Below are 17,874 nucleotides of genomic sequence, written 5' to 3'. Positions count from 1 at the left end.
CGTTGTCGTCCGGTTGGACATGCTGGCGTTTTGATCCGTATCACACTGACTTTCAAGGGATTTCACAGTTCCGGGCAATGAGATGGATGGCCATTGTGATGCTGGCGTTGGTTGGCCGTTCAGGCAACGGACGCTTCGGCGACCGACGGTTGCTCGACACATTCGGCAGGAGGCACATTGAACTCATCGCGCACCCTCATCGGAGGCTTGGCCGCATCGTGCATTGCCGTTGGTGTCGGATTAGCCTCGCCTGCAACGTCTTTCGCGGACGACGCGGGAGCCGACCCGGCCATGCCAGGGCCGGTACAGGTCGCCGCGGTCCCGACCTCCGATGACGCCGACCCCGCCGCGGTCACGGCCTGCTCGGCATTCGCCGAGGCGCTCGACGGAACATCGGTCTACTACGGCGACTTCGCCGACACCTTCGAGGGCTCGGACTACGCCGATCCTGCCGTCAGCGATAGCAACGTGGTCGGCCGCACCGCCCTGCGCCAGGCGGCAGCCGTGGCGATGACCGCCGCAGGTACCCCAGGACTACAGGCTGAGATCGCCGATCCGATGCGGACCTGGTCGGTCGACGCGACCAAACTTCTCGTCAAGATGGGCCTGCGGATTCCCGGCGAAAGCCTGAACACCACAGCCACCAAGATGAACGACGACGCCACGAGGGCACAAGAGGCATGCGCAGCCGCCGGCACCCACGCCTGATATCGCTTCCATGCGTTGTCGGGGCGACCTTTTCGCTCCTGGCGGGATGCGCAACAGCACCCGCCGCCGACGCGCCGCCGAAGTCGGTGAACGAATCGGCGCTGACCGGACTGCTGCTGACTGCCGATGACATCGACGCGGTGATGGCGACCAGCGAAATGACCGCTCACCCACCCGTCGCGCAGATGGCGGATCACCGAAACCTTCTGCCGAACCTGAACTGCCTCGGCGTGTGGCAGGTCACCGAGGCACCCGTTTACGACCCGAGTGGTTGGCAGTCGGTGCGCCAACAGATGCTTCGCACGCCGGACAGCGACAGTTGGGACAGCCTCGTCGTGCAGTCCGTCGTCCGCTACGACACACCCGAGGCCGCGCAACGGTTCTTCACCGAGTCGGCGGACAGGTGGGCCCACTGCACCAACCACCGCGTCAACATCCGGCTCAACGATCAACAGTTGCCCGCCTGGCTCAGCGGCGACCTCTCCGCATCGGACAGCAGGCTCACGATGCCCTATGTCCGGGAAAGCGGCCCGCAGATCCGAACCTGTCAACACGCACTAGCGTTGGCGGCCAACGTGATCCTCGACATTCAGGCATGCAGACCCCAACAGCCGACCGCAGTCACCGAGGCCGCCGACATCGCCGACAGGATCGAGGCGCGACTCCCGAGGTGAATTCGGCAACGGCGACCGATCAGGTCAACCAGCCGACCTCGCGCAGGAACTCTTGGGTGTGGGCGATGCGACCGGTCATCGTCTTCGGGTCACCGGTGCACAGCAGCAACGCCGTCTGCGTGATGAGCTCGATGTCTTCGGTGTCGGTCTTGGCGAGATCCAACGCGCCTGCCCCCGGCGTGGCGACGGGGTTCGTCGGCGCGGCTGCATTCACGGCGATTCCGTCGTCGTACAACTCTGCCGCGAGGCTCTTGGTCATTCGGTTGAGGGCGGCCTTCACGGTGCCGTAGATACCGAAGCCGGCCGAAGAATCGAACCCGGAGAACGGCGGCCCGACTGGCAGGTCGCCGCCGACCGACGTGACGTTGAGCACCCAGCCGCGGCCCCGTTCACGCATGGCTGGGATCGCCAACTGCGTCAGGTGCAGCGGCGCCAGCACATGCATCTCCATCATCAGCCGGACGCGACGGTCTGGAAACTCGTCGAGTGGTCGCAGAAAGGTGACCGCGGCGTTGTTCACCAGGATATCGGGCGCACCGACGCGTTCGACGACTTCACCGAACAAGCCCTCGCGGCCTTCCGTCACCGAAAGATCGGCCCGCACCGCGATCGCAGACCCGCCCGCAGCCTCTATCTCGTCAAGCGTCTGACGAAGGGAGCCTTGATATTTCGGATCGGGCTCCAAGGTGCGTGCGGTGAGCGCGACGGTGGCACCCTCACTCGCCAGCCGTTTCGCGATCGCTTTGCCCAGTCCCCTGCTGGTGCCGGTGACCAGGGCCACCTTGCCGTCACACGGCGTCATGATCGCTTGATCCCGGCCAGCTTGTCGGCGAACTTCGCCTCGGCAACCTCCCGCAGCCGCAACAGGTGCTCAGAGGGGAAAACATCGGGCGCGGGCTTGTACTCCCTGAGCAGTAGCCGGGCCAGCGTGACCTTGTGCACCTCGGTCGGCCCGTCGGCGAGCCCGAGCACGAACGACTCGACCAGGTACTGCACGAACGGCATCTCGTGGGTGGTGCCCAGCGAGCCGTGCAGCTGAAGCGCCCGTGCCGACACGTCGTGCAGCACCTTCTGCATCATCGCCTTGACCGCCGAGATGTCGGCCCGCACGGCCTTGTAGTCGTTGTGCCGGTCGATCTTCCACGCGGTCTGCAGGGTGAGCAGGCGGAACGCCTCGATCTCCATCCACGAGTCCGCGACCATCTCTTGGACGAGCTGCTTGTTGGACAACATGTCGCCCTGCGTGTACCGCGATACGGCGCGTTCGCAGATCATGTCAAAGATGCGGCGGACCAGCCCGACGGTGCGCATCGCGTGGTGAATGCGTCCACCGCCCAGCCGCGTCTGCGCGACGACGAACGCCCCGCCGCGGGGGCCGAGCATGTGATCGTGCGGGACGCGGACGTTCTCATATCGGACGTAGCCCTCGCGGCCGCCGCCGACCGGCTGGTAGCCGAGGCCGACGTCGCGCAGAACGTTGATGCCGGGGGTGGCTCCGGGGACGACGAACATCGAATAGCGCTCGTAGGGTGGGGCGTCGGGATCCGTCAACGCCATCACGATGATGAACGAGGCCATCGAGGCGAACGACGAGAACCACTTCTCGCCGTTGATCACCCAGTGGTCGCCGTCCTGTACCGCAGTGGTGGTGAACACCTTTGGGTCGGCACCGCCCTGGGGCTCCGTCATCGAGAAGCAGGACACGATGCGGTTGTCGAGCAGCGGCTCGAGGTAGCGCTGCTTCAGCTCGGGCGTCCCGTAGTGGGCGAGGATCTCGCTGTTTCCGGAATCGGGTGCCTGCGAACCGAATACGATCGGCGCGCATTCGGACCGGCCGAGGATCTCATTGAGCAGAGCAAGCTTGACCTGACCGTGGCCCGGTCCGCCGAGACGGGGGCCGAGGTGGGTGGCCCACAGCCCACGATCCTTGACGATCTGTTGCAGCGGCGGAATGAGCGCTTGGCGCACCGGATCATTCAGGTCGTGGGACTCCTTGACGATCAGGTCGATCGGCTCGCATTCCGCGCGCACGAACGCCTCGACCCAGACCAGCTGCTCCGCCCATTCCGGGTCGGTGGAGAAGTCCCACGCCATCGGTCGCCCTTCCGTTGAAAGCTCAGTCCCGCGCCCACTTGTGCCGTCGCGCGGCGGCGTCGGCGGTGGCGTGGCTGAGTACCTGGTTGCGGTTCTCCAGCTCCACCGCCGCGTCGAGGCCCGTGGCGTCGGTGTTCACCTGAAGGGCACGCTTGGTCAGCTGTACGCCGAGTGGCGCCAGTTCGGCGATCGCGGAGGCGATCTCGAGGGCTCGTCCCGCCAGCCGGTCGGGTGCCACCAGCTCGCTGACCAAACCGCGGCGGTCGGCTTCGTGGGCAGAAACGGTGCGCCCGGTCAACATCCAGTCGGCGGCGACGCTGGTTCCGACGATCCTCGGAAGGTGGTAGCTCATCCCCATTTCCGCGCCGGACAGTCCCAGCAAGATGGCGGCATTCCCAAATGCGGCCGCGCTGGAGCAGATCCGGATATCGGCTGCAAGGCACAGCGCGAGCCCGCCTCCGACGCAGGGACCATTGACCGCTGCGACAACAGGTTGCCGAAGTTGCCGGATGGCGCGCGGGAGCGCCGCCATCGACTCCTGGAACCGCAGCCGGTCGATGGCGGGAGCGGCGTCGTCGGGCACCCCAGGCCCGAAATCGCGCATGTCGATGCCGGAACAGAAGCCGCGGCCGGCACCGGTCAGCACGACGGCGGTCACGTCGTCGGGCACCGACGCGAACGTCTTGATGAGTTCTCGCCGCATCATGTCGTTGATCGCGTTGAGCCGGCTCGGCCGATTCAGCGTCACGACAAGGACCCCGGCGTGCGGCCGTTCGACGAGCAGCGTCTCGGTCACCGGACTCAACGCCGCGGCAAGCCGAGCACCTGTTGGGCGATGATGTTGCGCTGGATCTCCGAGGTACCGCCTGCGATGGTGCCGCCGAAGCTGCGGGCATAGCGCTCGAACCAGCTCGCGAAGTAGTGGTCGAGGTTCATGTGCTCATAGGGTCCCGTCGACGCGGGATGAAGGAGCCCGTCGGCTCCTGCGGCGGTCAGCGCGTTTTCGAGCGCCTGGCGCTCTGCCTCGGATCCGAACAGCTTGAGCACCGAAACCGACGCGGTGTCCATCTCACCGCGGGCGGCCTTCGCCAGCGCCGCGGAACCCATGGCGCGCAGCGCCAGGTAGTCCATGATCGTCGTGGCGTACTGGTCGCGCTGCAGTGCGCCGCGCGGACGGAAGTCGGCGATCATGTTGTCAATCCGGTCGGCGAAGCCCAGCCACATCATCGTGCGCTCATGCCCGAGCGACCCGTTGGCCACACCCCAGCCGCCATTGAGGGGTCCGACGAGGTTCTCCGCGGGGACACGGGCGTCGGTGAAGAACACCTCGTTGAAGTCCAGGTTGTCCTCGCCGCACATGTCGGCGAACGGACGGCACACCACGCCGGGCGTGTCGGTCGGAATGATCAGCGCGCTGATTCCCTTGTGCTTGGGGGCATCCGGATCCGTGCGCACGAAGGCCAGCAGGAAGTCGGCGTCGTGTGCACCGGAAGTCCACACCTTCTGGCCGTTGACGACGAAGTGGTCGCCAGACGAATCGGTGGTGAGTACTGCGCGGGTGCGCAGCGATGCCAGGTCGGAGCCGGCGCTCGGCTCGCTCATCCCCAGCGATGCCGTCATCTCGGCCTTCAACACCGGCACCGCCCAGCGGTGCTTCTGCTCATCGGACCCGAACGAAATCAGCGACGCCGCAATGATGTTCACACCTTGCGGATTCATGCTGTGATATATGCGGCGCCGGCACAACTCGTCGAGATGTACGAACTGCTGCAGCACCGTTGCGTTGCGGCCACCGAACTCCGGCGGCTGGGCGGGCAGCAGCCAGCCGTTGTCGAACAGTAACCGCTGCCATTTGCGCGCCCACTGCGGCATGTGCGACACCGACCTCGGTCGCTCCAGGGTGTCGGCTTCCGAGGGCAGATGCTCGTCGAGGAACGCCGAGAACTCGGCCCGGAACTCCTCGACGGCGGAATCAAAAGTCAGCTGCATTGAATTCCTCCGCGATCAGCGCGCGATGTTCGGCCGCGCCGCCGAGCAGCAGCTCGCCGGCCTTGGCCCGCTTCAACGCGAACTGAAGATCGTTCTCCCAGGTGAACCCCATGGCACCGAATAGCTGCAGCCCGTGCCGGAACACGATGGCCTGGCACTCCCCCGCCGCCGCCTTCGCCATCGACGCCGCCAGACGGCGGCGCGGATCGTCGGCCGAGATGGTCAGCGCCGCGAAGTACGACAACGCACGGGCCCGCTCGGTGGCGACGTGCATGTCGACGGCCTTGTGCTGCACCGCCTGGAACGATCCGATGGCAACGCCGAACTGCTGGCGCTGTTTCACATGTTCGAGTACGAGGTCGATGATGCGCTGGCATGCGCCGACCGTGGTGACCGCGATCCCGGTGAGCGCCAGGTGACGCGCCTTCTCCGCATCGGTGTGCAGCCGTTCGGTGTCGGCCAGCCGCACCCCCGCGAACGACACGTCGCCGATGTGCAAGACGGGGTCGAAGACCTTGCTGCGACGGATGGTCGCCTCGCCCGCGTCGACGAGGAAGACGCCGCCATCGGTGACCACGGCAAGCCGGTCGGCCCGGTCGGCGTCGAGCACGTGGCGTGCGGTTCCGTCCAGCACCCACCCGTCGGCGTCGCGGTAGGCGGTGATGCCGTCGTAGACCGCCGCGCCCGCCTGCTGAGGATCAAATCGGTCGCCGGCCAAGGGCGCGAACTGGGTCAACGTCGCCAGGAACGGCGTCGGGTCGGTTGCGCGGCCGAGTTCTTCGAGCACGATCGCAAGCTCAACCGCGTTCTCCGGGTCGGTCAGCTCGGTCCAGCCCGCGTCGATGTAGGCCTGCCACAGCGGCGCGGGGTCAAAGTCGTTCTCGGCGACCTCGCGGACCATAGACGGAGGGCACTGCTTTCCGACCGCATCGCGCACGGTGTCCTGCCACAGCCGCTGATCCGCATCGAACTCGAGTAGCATCCGGCGCCTCCTGGTGCGATTACCCGTCGGGCACGAGAATAACATTCTCCTTAGATGTCGTAACTGTTCTCCGAAAGCGACTACACCGTTTCGTTGATCGGCTACCGTGCACGTGACCAGCGCACACCCTGACCTGCGAAGAAGTAAGCGTTACGCTTGAGAACCCAATTCTTGCCAATGAAGAACTTGGCTTTACACTGGCTGTATGTCCGGTTCCGACCGGCAGACATCGGAGGCCATCGGTGATCCAACATCCTGACGGAGCGACGACGCCCGTCATCGACGCGAGCGTGCACATCTTCGCCAAGTCGAACAAGGACCTGCGCAAGAACTGGATGGCCGAGCCGTACCGCAGCCGCGGCTTTCCGGACTACGAGATGGACTGGTACGGCGCCCCCGGCGGCGAGTACGCGAACGGCACCCAGGGACCCGACCGCCAGTACCCCGGTTCGGATCCGGAAATCGTCGGACGCCATCTGTTCGACGAGCGCGGCGTCGACATCGCGATCCTGCATCCGATGACGCGCGGGATCATGCCGGACCGCCACCTGGGGACCGCCATCGCCGCAGGCCACAACGAAATGATGGTGACGCGCTGGCTAGACGACGGTTCCTACCGCGACCGGTTCCGCGGCACGATCCGGATCAATCCGGACGACGTCGCGGGCGCGCTGCGCGAGATCGAGAAGTACAAAGACCACCCGAACGTGGTTCAGATCGGCGTGCCCATGCAGTCCCGTGAGGTCTACGGAAAGCCGCAGTTCTGGCCGTTGTGGGAGGCCGCCGTCGACGCCAACCTGCCGGTCGCCGCGCATATCGAGGTGGGGGCAGGCATCCAGTTCGCGCCGACGCCCTCGGGCACCACGAGGACATACGAGCAGTACGTCGGCTTCATGGCGCTGAACTACCTGTATCACCTGATGAACATGATCGCCGAGGGGGTATTCGAGAGAATGCCCGACCTGAAGTTCGTCTGGGCCGACGGCGCCGCCGATCTGCTGACGCCGTTCATCTGGCGGATGGACTGCTTCGGCCGCCCGCACCTCGAACAGACGCCGTGGGCGCCCAAGATGCCCAGCGACTACCTGCCCGGCCACGTCTTCTTCGTTCAGGGCGCGATGGACGGGCCAGGAGACGTCGAGTTCGCCGGTGAGTGGCTCGGCTTCACTGGCAAGGAGGACATGGTGATGTACGGCTCCAGCTACCCGCACTGGCAGGCCAACGAGCTGGAAGTGCCCAGCGCGTTCACCCCTGAACAGCGCGACAAGCTCTGCTGGCGAAACGCCGCACGGCTCTACGGGATAGACGTCGAGGCCGGTATCAGCGCACAGTGATAGTTAGAGGCTTCGACAAAGGGAGACCACGATGACGTCAACAATCACCACGACAGAGCGCAAGCCCGCTGCCGAGCGCATCGCCGTTCGGTGCGTCGACTCCGACGTCCACCCCACGCCGCGCGCGGGAGAGCTGACGCAGTACATCCCCGAGCCGTGGCGCAGCAAATACTTCCTGACCCGCAAGATCGGCGAGCAGATCTACTACGACGCACCCGACTACGCACACGCCTACGCGATGCGCGTCGACACCTTTCCCGCCGACGGCCAGTTCCCAGGAAGCGATCCGGATCTGGCGTTCAAGCAGCTGATCATGGAGGCGGGCGCCGACATCGCGATCCTCGAGCCCGCCGCTTATCCGGCCCGCTTCCGCGAGCCGAACCACGCGATGAGTTGCGCGCTCAACGACTGGCAGGCCAATCACTGGCTGGACAGCCACAACAACTGGCACGAGCGGTGGCGCGGCTCCATCTGCGCGGCCATCGAGGAGCCGGAAGGTGCGGCCCGCGAGATCGAACGCTGGGCCGGCCATCCCTACATGGGCCAGATCCTGATCAAGGCCGAACCGCGTCCGTCATGGGGTGACCCCAAGTACGACCCGATCTGGGCCGCGGCCACCAAGCACGACATCACGGTGAGCTGTCACCTGTCCCGCGGCCACCACGAGGAGCTGCCGATTCCGCCGGTCGGCTTCCCCAGCTACAACCACGACTTCATGGTCACCTATTCGCTGCTGGCGGCCAACCAGGTGATGAGCCTGATCTTCGACGGGGTCTTCGACCGTTTCCCCACGCTGCGAATCGTGTTGGTGGAGCACGCGTTCACCTGGATCCTGCCGCTGATGTGGCGGATGGACGCGATCTATGAGGCCCGCAAATCGTGGATGGACATCAAGCGCAAGCCGTCGGAGTACGTCAAGGACCACATCAAGTTCACCACCCAGCCGCTGGACTACCCGGAGGACAAGACGGAGCTGACCCGGGCGTTCGAGTGGATGGAATGCGAGAAGATCCTGCTGTTCAGCTCGGACTATCCGCACTGGACCTTCGACGATCCCCGCTGGCTCGTCAAGCACCTGCCCGAGCACGCGCGGGAAGCCGTCATGTTCCGCAACGGCATCGCGACCTACCACCTGCCCGACACGGTTCCGGCCCTCGAGGGCCAAGTGCGGGTGTTCTGACTAGTGCCAGAGGAAACGAAACCGCCCCGGCTGGCACAGGGGCGCGAGCACGTTGTCGCCACCGTCGACGAAATCCCGCCGGGCACACACAAGTTGGTGCCGATCGGACGACACGGCGTCGGCGTGTACAACGTCAACGGCGCGTTCTACGCAATCGCAAACTACTGCCCCCACGAAGGCGGCCCCCTGTGCTCGGGCCGGTCGCGGGGCCGAACCGTCGTCGACGAGAAGGTGCCCGGTGATGCCGTGATGGTCCGTGACCTCGAATTCATTTATTGCCCATGGCACCAATGGGGCTTCGAGCTCGCCACCGGCACCACCGCCGTCAAACCGGAGTGGAGCATCCGCACCTACCCGGTTCGGGTCGTCGACAACGAAGTGCTGGTGCAGGCATGACGACCACGCCGAAGACGGCCGGTCCCACGCTCAGGCGCGGCGAGAAGACCTTCGAGGTCAACGGCGGCGACGTCGTCTACGAAATCCTGGGCAAGGAAGGCGATTTCATCGCCTTGACCCCGGGTGGCCGGTACAGCAAGGACATCGAGGGGCTGCGGCCGCTGGCCAAGAAGCTGGTCGATGGCGGCTACCGCGTGCTGCTGTGGGACCGGCCGAACTGCGGCAAATCCGATGTGCAGTTCTACGGGCAGAGCGAGTCACACATGCGCGCCGAGACGCTGCATGCGTTGATCGCCGGCCTCGATATCGGGCCGTGCATCCTCGCGGGTGGGTCCGGGGGCGCCAGAGACTCGATGCTGACCACGATGCTCTATCCCGACATCGTCCGAAAGCTCGTGGTGTGGAACATCGTCGGCGGGGTATACGGAGCGTTCGCTCTCGGCGCCTACTACGTGATGCCGACCATCCACGCCGCGAGGGCGCTTGGCATGGCGGGCCCGCTGCGGTTGCCCGAATGGAAAGAGCTCATCGAGGCCAACCCCCGCAACAAGGACCGAATACTGGCCCATGACAGCGACGAGTTCCTCAAGGTGATGTTGCGCTGGCTGAACGCATACGTTTCCAAGCCCGGCCAGACCATCCCCGGCGTCCCCGACGAAATGTTCGACGAGATCAAGGTGCCAACGCTGATCATCCGCGGCGGGGAGAACGACTGGGACCACCCGAAGCGGACGTCACTGGAAATCAGCTGCCTGATCAAGGGCTCAAAGCTGATCGACCCGCCGTGGCCCGAGGACGCCTGGGAACGCGCAAGCGAGGCGCGCGCTCAGGGAAAGGTCAAGCGCTTCAACATGTTCGACACCTGGGTCCAGGCGGCGCCTGCGATCCTGAAGTTCCTGGACAAGTGATGCTGCTACGTGGTTCGAATGCGGACTTCGCAATTGAGGGATGCTTCCAGTGCTGTGTGGATCCGACTTTCGGGGACGCGGTCGAGATCCTGTTTGCGCATGGTCACATGGATGACGTCCAGACCGTCTCCTCCCGGAGTTCGGGTGATCTCACCGGTGACGCCGAAACCCGCCAGCACACCATGGGCGTCGTCGTCCGTCCCACGACTGATGTAGGTGACCACGCCGGGGACCGGGCGGGTGCCAAACGCCTTGGAGCACAACTCGACAGCCAGACGCTGGAGCGCCTCGGCGTCATCTCCCGCGATCAACAGCTCAACCTCGCGCCGCTGCGCGGGCATGGCGGCAAGGTTGCCCTCGACCAGTTCAACGCCTGCCGCACCGGCGAGCTCACGGAGCCGCGTCATGCCGTCGTCTAGTTGCGCGGGCGCAAGCTCGCCCGCGGTGTCTACGCCGACACGCACGACCGCTGTCCTCACGCGGATCAGCCTATCCGCGGCCGGGAGGAAGACCTCATGAACTCCACCGCAACCGAACTCACCGTGGCGACGTGGCCCTCGTGCCTGCCACGGCTGCTGCGCTCATCGACCGGTACCGAGGACTACGCCGACTACACCGGCACCGGTGGCTACCAGCGACTCGACGGGCCCGACGCCCTGCTCGATCAGGTAGATCTGTCCGGGTTGCTCGGCAGAGGGGGCGCGGCGTTCCCGATGGCAACCAAGCTGCGCACCGTCGGAGACGCCGGTCGCCGCGGCTCCGAGACCGTGGTGGTCGCCAACGGCGAAGAGGGCGAGCCCGCGTCGGTGAAGGACCGATGGCTGTTGCGCAATCGTCCGCACCTCGTCCTCGACGGCCTGCGGCTCGCGGCCGAGATGGTCGGTGCCCGCCGCGCCTACGTGTACGTGTCGGATGCGCACGCGGCGACCGCCGTGGAATCCGCGCTTGGCGAGGTTCCCGCGGAGGTGTTCGGGGAAACAACGGTCGATGTGGTGGCGGTCCAACCCGGGTACGTCGCGGGCGAGGAGACCGCCGCGGTACGGGTGATCAACGGCGGGCCTGCAAAACCCACGGACAAACCGCCGCGCCCGTTCGAAGAAGGAGTGGGCGGTGTGCCGACGCTGGTGAGCAATGTCGAGACGCTGGCCAACCTGCCCTACATACACGCGCATGGGGCCCAGGCCTTCCGGTCCGCGGGTACGCCGATGTCGCCGGGGACGTTCCTCGCCACCGTCACCGGTGCGGGACGCCCCGCGGCGCTGTACGAGATCCCGCACGGCGCACCGTTTTCCGAGCTGTTGAAGTTGCACGGGCTGGCCGCCGACACCGTCAAGGGCGTGCTGATGGGCGGCTATTTCGCAGGCCTGGTGAACAGCGAAATCCTGGACGTCACCCTCGACCACGAGTCGATTCGCCGGCTCGGTAGCGGGCTGGGCTGCGGCGCTATCTCCATCCTGACGACGCAGGACTGCCCGGTCGCGGTCGCCGCGTCGGTCCTGGAGTATTTCGACCGCGAAAACGCGGGCCAGTGCGGATCGTGTTTCAACGGGACGGCGGCGATGGCCGCGGCCGCGGGGGCCCTGCGGGACGGGACGGCGACCGACGAGGACCTCGGGCGGCTGCAGCGGTGGTCGGTGGTGCTGCGCGGTCGCGGTGCCTGCGCCACGCTCGACGGCGCCACCTTCATCGCCGCCAGCTTGCTGCACCAATTTCCCCAGGCCGTTGCCCGCCACCTCGGAAACGACTGTGACACCTGCAGCGACAACGCGTTCCGGGCACAACGGCCCTACGAAGTGGAGGCGGTGGTGCATCAATGAGCGCCCGAGCAATAACCAAAGGCTTGCGAATCCGTCTCGACAGAACGCTGTGCGACGGCTTCGGCGTCTGCGCCAAGCACGCACCCGACTACTTCTCCCTCGACGACTGGGGCTATGCCTCGCTGGTCGGTGACGGCACAGTGCCCGAGAAGGACCGTGACGCCGTGATGCGGGCGCTGATGGACTGCCCGGTCCACGCGATCATCTACATGGGCGAGCATCGACCGTCCGAGGATGGTGTGCCGCACCCCGAGGCACACGAAGCCCCCGAGCCCGACCCGAACTCCGATGGTAACGAGGCGGTCTGGGGTTTCGTCCGGTGACACGACCGCTGCCGGAGGTCAACGCACTGAACGAGTTCTTCTGGACGGCGGGCGCCGACGGCGTGCTGCGAATCCAGGAGTGCAGGGACTGCGACGCGCTGATCCATCCCCCGCAGCCGGTGTGCCGGTACTGCCGCGGCCGCAACATCGGGGTGCGCGACGTGTCGGGTGAAGCCACCCTGTCGGCCTTCACCGTCAACCACCGGTTCGGCTTTCCCGACCTGCCGCCGCCCTATGTCGTGGCACAGGTCGCGATAGTCGAGGACCCCCGGGTTCGGTTGACCACCAACATCGTTGACTGCGAGCCCGACTCGCTCGAGTTGGGACAGACCGTCGAGGCCCGGTTCGACAAGCTGGAGGACAAGGCGGGAACCGTCTGGCTGCCGGTGTTCACTCCGACCGTCGAGAAGAAGACAGGGCCGCAGCCCGTCGACGAGATCGCACCGCAGGACTTCGCCAAGCATGTCTCGCCGATGCTCACCAAGGAGAAGTTCGAGGACGCGGCGGCGATCACCGGAATCGGAATGTCCAAGATCGGCAGGCGACAGATGGTGCCGCCGCTGTCGTTGACGATCGACGCCTGCGAACAAGCGGTGGCCGATGCAGGCCTGACGTTCGACGACATCGACGGGCTCTCAACGTATCCCGGGCTCGACATCGCGGGCATGGGTGAGGGCGGGGTGACGGCGCTGGAGGGGGCGCTTGGTCTGCGTCCGGCGTGGATCAACGGTGGGATGGACACCTTCGGTCCCGGCGGCTCGCTGATCGCTGCCGTGATGGCCGTCGCCACCGGTCTGGCCCGCCATGTGTTGTGCTTTCGCACACTGTGGGAGGCGACCTTCCAGCAGTTGATGAAGGAGGGCAAGATGTCGCCGCCGGGGGGTGCCCGAACCTCGAGTTGGCAGATGCCGTTCGGCGCGACATCGGCTGCGCACACACTCGCGTTGAACGCACAGCGCCACTTCGACCGGTACGGCACCACGAGGGAGACCCTCGGCTGGATCGCGCTCAACCAGCGGGCCAATGCGGCGCTGAACCCGACCGCGATCTACCGCGATCCGATGACCATGGACGACTACCTGAACGCCAGGATGATCACCACACCGTTCGGGCTCTACGACTGCGACGTGCCGTGCGACGGCGCGGTCGCGGTGGTCGTGTCGGCCGTCGACGCCGCGAAGGACATGCCAAACAAGCCGGTGCTGTTCGAGGCGGTCGGCACCCAGATCGTCGAACGCACCGACTGGGACCAGACCACGATGACCCACGAGCCTCAGGTGCTGGGTCAGTCTGCCCACTTGTGGACGCGCACGTCGTTGCGGCCCAAGGATGTCGACGTGGCCGAGCTCTACGACGGCTTCACGTTCAACTGCCTGTCGTGGCTGGAGGGGCTCGGCTTCTGCGGGATCGGCGAGGCGAAGGACTTCATCGACGGCGGCAAGGCCATCGCACGCGACGGCGTGATTCCGCTGAACACCCACGGCGGTCAGCTCTCGCATGGACGCACGCACGGCATGGGGTTGATCCACGAGGCCGTCGTGCAGCTCCGCGGTGATGCAGGCGAACGCCAGGTGAGAGACGCCCGCGTCGGGGTGGTCAGCAGCGGCGGCCTGACGCCGAGCGGTGCCATTCTGCTGAGGACGGATGAGTAGCGCGCCGCGTCCACGCGTCGTCCTCGCCGACGGCGTGCCGATGTCGGCGTTGGTCGCTTCCGCGCCGGCGCCGAGGGCCGTGATCGTCGCGGTGCACGGGGGCGCCACGTCGGCGGCGTACTTCGACTGCCCCGGCCATCCCGAGCTGTCCTTGTTGCGCGCGGCGGCCGCCGACGGCTACACGGCCATCGCGCTGGACCGCCCCGGCTACGGCGCGTCGGCGTTCTACCACGACGATATGACCGAGGCGGAAAGGCGGGTCGGCTTCGCGCTTGGCGCGGTGGACAAGATTCTCGGCGAGAGTTCCCGTGGCGCAGGACTTTTCCTGCTCGCGCACTCCGCGGGATGTGAACTCGCGTTGCGCATGGCGGTCGACGAGAGAGCCGGCGATGTGCTTGGCGTCGAATTGTCGGGGACCGGATTACGATACGGGGAGGCGGCGAAGGCCATCATCAGTGAGGCCACCGCAACATCGCGTCCCGCGGGTCTGCGTGATCTGCTTTGGCAGCCCACCGGCCTCTATCCGCCCGAGGTGCTGACCGGCGGCCTGTCGGCGCCTGGCGCACCGTATGAAGCCGACGTCACCGCGAACTGGCCCCGCCGCGACTTCGGTGAGATCGCGGGCCGGGTGACGGCGCCGGTCGAGTTCAGCGTGGCCGATCACGAGCGTGTCTGGGAGTCGACATCGCAGGCCGCGCAAGCCGTCGCGGCGTTGTTCACGTCGTCGCGACGGGTCGTCGTCAACGAGATGGCCGACAGCGGACACAACCTCAGTGTCGGCTGGAGCGCGGGCGAATACCACCGGCGGGTGCTGTCGTTCGTCGACGAATGCGCAACCGCGCGTGAAGAGCTGGAGGCGGGTTGATGCGCGTCGGCTTCATCGGACTTGGCAGCCAAGGTGGCCCGATGGCGCGACGGATCGTCGAGGGTGGGTATGACCTCACTTTGTGGGCGCGCAGGCCCGCTACCCTCGAACCCTTCGCAGGCACCGCCGCGAAGATTGCGGACTCGCCTGCCGAGCTGGCGGCCGCCAGCGACCTGGTCTGCCTGTGCGTCGTCGGCGACGACGACGTGACGGAGGTCCTTACCGGTGACAGCGGCGTGCTGGCCGGATTGGCATCCGGCGGGATCGTGGCGATCCACAGCACCGTCCATCCCGATACGTGCCGCGATCTCGCCGAATCTGCTGCAGATCAAGGTGTTTCGCTGATCGATGCGCCGGTGAGCGGTGGAGCGCCTGCCGTCGGGGAGGGACAGCTGCTGGTGATGGTCGGCGGTGAGGCCGACGTCGTCGAACGCTGCCGACCGGTATTCGCGACATACGGCGACCCCATCGTGCATCTCGGACCGCTTGGCAGCGGACAGGTCGCCAAGATCCTCAACAACCTGTTGTTCACCGCGAACATGGGCAGCGCCGTCAGCGCGCTGGAACTGGGCGAAGCCCTCGGCATTCCGCGTGACAAGCTCGGCGAGGTCGTCACCCGCGGTTCCGCCAACAGCAAGGCCTTGTCGAGCATCGCCGCGTTCGGCGGCCGGACAGACCAACTCGCGGCCATAGCCGGTGCGCTGTTGCAGAAGGATGTCCGGCACGCCGCGAGCATCGCCGATGCCGCGTCGGCGCCGCAGGGTGCGGTGTTCGATGCGGCCGACGCCGCGCTGAGCGCACTGGAACATCCGCGGTGACGCGGGTCGGCTTCGTCGGCACCGGGCGAATGGGTGCCCCGATGGTGCGTCGCCTGCTCGACGCGGGCCACGAGGTCCGCGCGCTGGGCCGAACCACCGAAAAGTGCCAGGCGGTGCGCGATTTGGGCGCCTCCCCCGTCACCGAGCCTGCCGCTGTCACCGAGGGTGCCGATGCCGTCATCGTCTGCGTGTTCACCGACGAACAGGTTCGGCAGGTGTGCCTTGACGACGGCCTGGTCGAGGCCATGTCTCCGGGTGCCGTGCTCGTCGTACACACCACGGGAAGCCCACGCACTGCCCAGGCGATCGCTGCTCGCGGCGTCGACGTGGTCGACGCCCCGGTCAGCGGAGGTCCGCATGACATCGCAGCGGGCCGGGTGACGCTGTTCGTCGGGGGGGAAGACGACCCCGTGACGCGCGTGCACCCGCTGCTGAGCACCTACGGTGACCCGGTCCTGCATGTCGGCCGCACCGGTGCCGGTCAACTGGTCAAGCTGATCAACAACGCGCTCTTCGCGGCGCAGATCGGGCTGGTGGCCGAGGGCGTGCGATTGGGTGGCCTACTCGGCATCTCCGAACCGGCACTTCTCGAGGCGTTGACACACGGAAGCGCGGGCAGTCGCGCGCTGGGCCATATCACCAGGGCGGGCTCGGCCACGGCGTTCATCGACGCCGTCGGCGACTTCATCGGCAAGGACGTCGGGGTGGTCAGGGAGACGCTTGCCGACCTGGGCGGCGACCTCGGCGCACTGGACGACGTGGTCGACGCAGGACTGCGACAATGAGACACATTGCGCGAATGTCTCATTCTCTTTTGTGGAAACGGCATTACCGATAGGGTTACAGGCTAACAGCCATACGTAATGCATCGAATGCCGTTCGCACAGCTCAGGAGTACTCAGTGACCAAGGCGAAGCTTGTTTTCGACCCGTTCTCGATGGACTTCTTCAACGGGGCTTACGAGACGTATCGCCGGATGCGCGACGAAGCGCCCGTCTACTACAGCGACGAGCACGATTTCTACGCGCTGACCCGGCACGAAGACGTCGCACCCGCGTTCAAGGACTTCGACACCTACTCGTCGGCGTACGGCATCGACCTGGCTACGATCAGGAACGGCATGCCCACCGAGTCCGGGCCCCGAATGATCATCTTCATGGATCCGCCGTCGCACCGGAACATGCGCAGCCTGCTAAACAAGGTGTTCACGCCGCGCGCGATCCAGGCGCAGACGGAGAACGTCGTCGACAAGATCGAGAAGTATCTGAGCCGACTCGATCCGGACGGCTTCGACGCGGTGCAGGAGTTCACCGCACCGTTCCCCGTCGAGGTGATAACCACGATGCTCGGGGTGCCAGAAGAAAGCGCCCAGCAGGTACGACACTGGATCGACGACTCGTTGCACCGCGAGGTCGGTCAGGTCGAGACCGGCGAACAGGCGATGAAGGCCAACATCGACCAGGCGATGTTCTACCTGGACCTGGTGGCCAAGCGCCGTGCCGAACCACGGGACGACCTCTTCACCAAGCTCGTTCAGGCCGAGCTCGAACGTGAGAACGGCGAGATGGACCGGCTCGACGATCTCGAGATCGCCGCCTTCGCAAGCCTGCTCGGCGGTGCGGGCGCCGAGACGGTCACCAAGCTGGTCGGCAACGCGGTCTACATGTTCGCCAAGCACCAAGACCAGTGGCAGATGATGCGGGAGGACCGCAGCATGATTTCCGGTGCCGTCGAGGAGCTGCTGCGCTATGAGGCGCCCTCGCAGTACAACGTGCGCCGCAACATGCGCGACGTACACCTGCATGGCACGACGATCCCCGAGGGCAGCCCGGTGTTCCTGATCGCAGGCTCGGCGAACCGCGACGAGCGAGCCTGGACCGACGCCGACAAGTTCGACATCACCCGCGACCGCGCCCAAGCGCAGAACCTCGGCCTCGGGTACGGCATCCACAGCTGCCTCGGCGCCGCGCTGGCGCGCCTGGAAAGCTCCATCGCACTGGACAGGCTGCTCGATTTCATGCCGCGCTTCGAGGTCGATTTCGACAAATGCACACGCGTCCAGATGCAGAATGTGGCCGGGTGGAAAAACGTTCCCGTGAAGGTTTTGCGATGAGCGCTTGCGCGAAGAGCGGAC

General features: G+C 66.1%; 19 protein-coding genes. 13 read left to right on the top strand and 6 right to left on the bottom strand.

Going from position 1 to position 17,874, the window contains the following annotated elements; genetic code table 11:
- Positions 1–291 precede the first annotated feature (291 nt).
- Together D6M19_RS07870 and D6M19_RS07865 are read left to right on the top strand one after the other, a co-directional pair.
- Positions 292–708, top strand: coding sequence for an Rv2240c family protein (locus D6M19_RS07870; protein ID WP_327389783.1), 417 nt, complete (start codon positions 292–294; stop codon positions 706–708).
- Complete coding sequence (locus D6M19_RS07865) at positions 681–1,382, top strand: sensor domain-containing protein (RefSeq protein ID WP_123024636.1); 702 nt, start codon at positions 681–683, stop codon at positions 1,380–1,382. The genes D6M19_RS07870 and D6M19_RS07865 overlap by 28 nt, the downstream gene beginning before the upstream one ends.
- Before the next feature lie 19 nt (positions 1,383–1,401).
- Here D6M19_RS07865 and D6M19_RS07860 read toward each other — a convergent pair whose 3' ends face one another.
- The 5 genes from D6M19_RS07860 to D6M19_RS07840 are packed head-to-tail and all read right to left on the bottom strand — an operon-like array spanning position 1,402 to position 6,447.
- Positions 1,402–2,184, bottom strand: a complete 783-nt coding sequence (locus D6M19_RS07860) for an SDR family NAD(P)-dependent oxidoreductase (RefSeq protein ID WP_123024635.1) — start codon at positions 2,182–2,184, stop codon at positions 1,402–1,404.
- Complete coding sequence (locus tag D6M19_RS07855; protein ID WP_123024634.1) at positions 2,181–3,476, bottom strand: acyl-CoA dehydrogenase family protein; 1,296 nt, start codon at positions 3,474–3,476, stop codon at positions 2,181–2,183. Before D6M19_RS07855 ends, D6M19_RS07860 begins: the two co-directional genes overlap by 4 nt.
- Before the next feature lie 22 nt (positions 3,477–3,498).
- Positions 3,499–4,272 carry an enoyl-CoA hydratase/isomerase family protein gene (locus tag D6M19_RS07850; RefSeq protein ID WP_123024633.1) on the bottom strand — a complete coding sequence of 258 codons (774 nt, stop codon included), beginning with the start codon at positions 4,270–4,272 and terminating at the stop codon, positions 3,499–3,501.
- 5 nt (positions 4,273–4,277) lie between these two features.
- Positions 4,278–5,465: an acyl-CoA dehydrogenase family protein gene (locus D6M19_RS07845; protein WP_123024632.1), complete on the bottom strand. Its 1,188-nt coding sequence runs from the start codon at positions 5,463–5,465 to the stop codon at positions 4,278–4,280.
- Positions 5,449–6,447 (bottom strand): acyl-CoA dehydrogenase family protein, encoded by a 999-nt coding sequence (locus D6M19_RS07840; RefSeq protein ID WP_123024780.1) that lies wholly within the window; start codon positions 6,445–6,447, stop codon positions 5,449–5,451. The genes D6M19_RS07845 and D6M19_RS07840 overlap by 17 nt, the downstream gene beginning before the upstream one ends.
- 242 nt (positions 6,448–6,689) lie before the next feature.
- Between D6M19_RS07840 and D6M19_RS07835 the strand changes: the two genes are divergently transcribed.
- The 4 genes from D6M19_RS07835 to D6M19_RS07820 are packed head-to-tail and all read left to right on the top strand — an operon-like array spanning position 6,690 to position 10,265.
- Positions 6,690–7,781 (top strand): amidohydrolase family protein, encoded by a 1,092-nt coding sequence (locus tag D6M19_RS07835; RefSeq protein ID WP_123024631.1) that lies wholly within the window; start codon positions 6,690–6,692, stop codon positions 7,779–7,781.
- Positions 7,782–7,812: 31 nt separating this feature from the next.
- A complete protein-coding gene (locus D6M19_RS07830; protein WP_123024630.1) occupies positions 7,813–8,961 on the top strand; it encodes an amidohydrolase family protein in 1,149 nt (382 codons plus the stop codon).
- A 3-nt stretch (positions 8,962–8,964) separates the two neighbouring features.
- Positions 8,965–9,357 carry a Rieske (2Fe-2S) protein gene (locus D6M19_RS07825; RefSeq protein WP_123024629.1) on the top strand — a complete coding sequence of 131 codons (393 nt, stop codon included), beginning with the start codon at positions 8,965–8,967 and terminating at the stop codon, positions 9,355–9,357.
- Entirely contained in the window at positions 9,354–10,265 is a 912-nt protein-coding gene (locus D6M19_RS07820; protein ID WP_123024628.1) for an alpha/beta fold hydrolase, read from the top strand. Before D6M19_RS07825 ends, D6M19_RS07820 begins: the two co-directional genes overlap by 4 nt.
- A 5-nt stretch (positions 10,266–10,270) precedes the next feature.
- On the opposite strand, the gene D6M19_RS07815 is transcribed toward D6M19_RS07820, so the two are convergent.
- Positions 10,271–10,744 carry a hypothetical protein gene (locus D6M19_RS07815; RefSeq protein WP_123024627.1) on the bottom strand — a complete coding sequence of 158 codons (474 nt, stop codon included), beginning with the start codon at positions 10,742–10,744 and terminating at the stop codon, positions 10,271–10,273.
- A gap of 36 nt (positions 10,745–10,780) precedes the next feature.
- On the opposite strand from D6M19_RS07815, the gene D6M19_RS07810 reads away from it, so the two are divergent.
- The 7 genes from D6M19_RS07810 to D6M19_RS07780 all read left to right on the top strand — a co-directional run bounded on the left by D6M19_RS07810 (position 10,781) and on the right by D6M19_RS07780 (position 17,853).
- Positions 10,781–12,082 carry an NADH-ubiquinone oxidoreductase-F iron-sulfur binding region domain-containing protein gene (locus D6M19_RS07810; RefSeq protein ID WP_123024626.1) on the top strand — a complete coding sequence of 434 codons (1,302 nt, stop codon included), beginning with the start codon at positions 10,781–10,783 and terminating at the stop codon, positions 12,080–12,082.
- A 23-nt stretch (positions 12,083–12,105) separates the two neighbouring features.
- Entirely contained in the window at positions 12,106–12,405 is a 300-nt protein-coding gene (locus D6M19_RS07805; RefSeq protein ID WP_206428480.1) for a ferredoxin, read from the top strand.
- Complete coding sequence (locus D6M19_RS07800) at positions 12,402–14,057, top strand: thiolase C-terminal domain-containing protein (protein WP_123024625.1); 1,656 nt, start codon at positions 12,402–12,404, stop codon at positions 14,055–14,057. Before D6M19_RS07805 ends, D6M19_RS07800 begins: the two co-directional genes overlap by 4 nt.
- Positions 14,050–14,922, top strand: coding sequence for an alpha/beta fold hydrolase (locus D6M19_RS07795; protein ID WP_123024624.1), 873 nt, complete (start codon positions 14,050–14,052; stop codon positions 14,920–14,922). The genes D6M19_RS07800 and D6M19_RS07795 overlap by 8 nt, the downstream gene beginning before the upstream one ends.
- A complete protein-coding gene (locus D6M19_RS07790) occupies positions 14,922–15,740 on the top strand; it encodes an NAD(P)-dependent oxidoreductase (RefSeq protein WP_123024623.1) in 819 nt (272 codons plus the stop codon). The genes D6M19_RS07795 and D6M19_RS07790 overlap by 1 nt, the downstream gene beginning before the upstream one ends.
- Positions 15,737–16,525 (top strand): NAD(P)-dependent oxidoreductase, encoded by a 789-nt coding sequence (locus tag D6M19_RS07785; RefSeq protein ID WP_123024622.1) that lies wholly within the window; start codon positions 15,737–15,739, stop codon positions 16,523–16,525. Before D6M19_RS07790 ends, D6M19_RS07785 begins: the two co-directional genes overlap by 4 nt.
- A gap of 116 nt (positions 16,526–16,641) precedes the next feature.
- Positions 16,642–17,853 carry a cytochrome P450 gene (locus D6M19_RS07780; RefSeq protein ID WP_123024621.1) on the top strand — a complete coding sequence of 404 codons (1,212 nt, stop codon included), beginning with the start codon at positions 16,642–16,644 and terminating at the stop codon, positions 17,851–17,853.
- Positions 17,854–17,874 lie beyond the last annotated feature (21 nt).

This window comes from Mycolicibacterium stellerae, from assembly GCF_003719305.1.
In the GTDB taxonomy this organism is placed as follows: Bacteria; Actinomycetota; Actinomycetes; order Mycobacteriales; family Mycobacteriaceae; genus Mycobacterium; species Mycobacterium stellerae.
The sequence above is the reverse complement of the archived record's forward strand: the minus strand, read 5'-3'. Positions and strand labels throughout refer to the sequence as shown.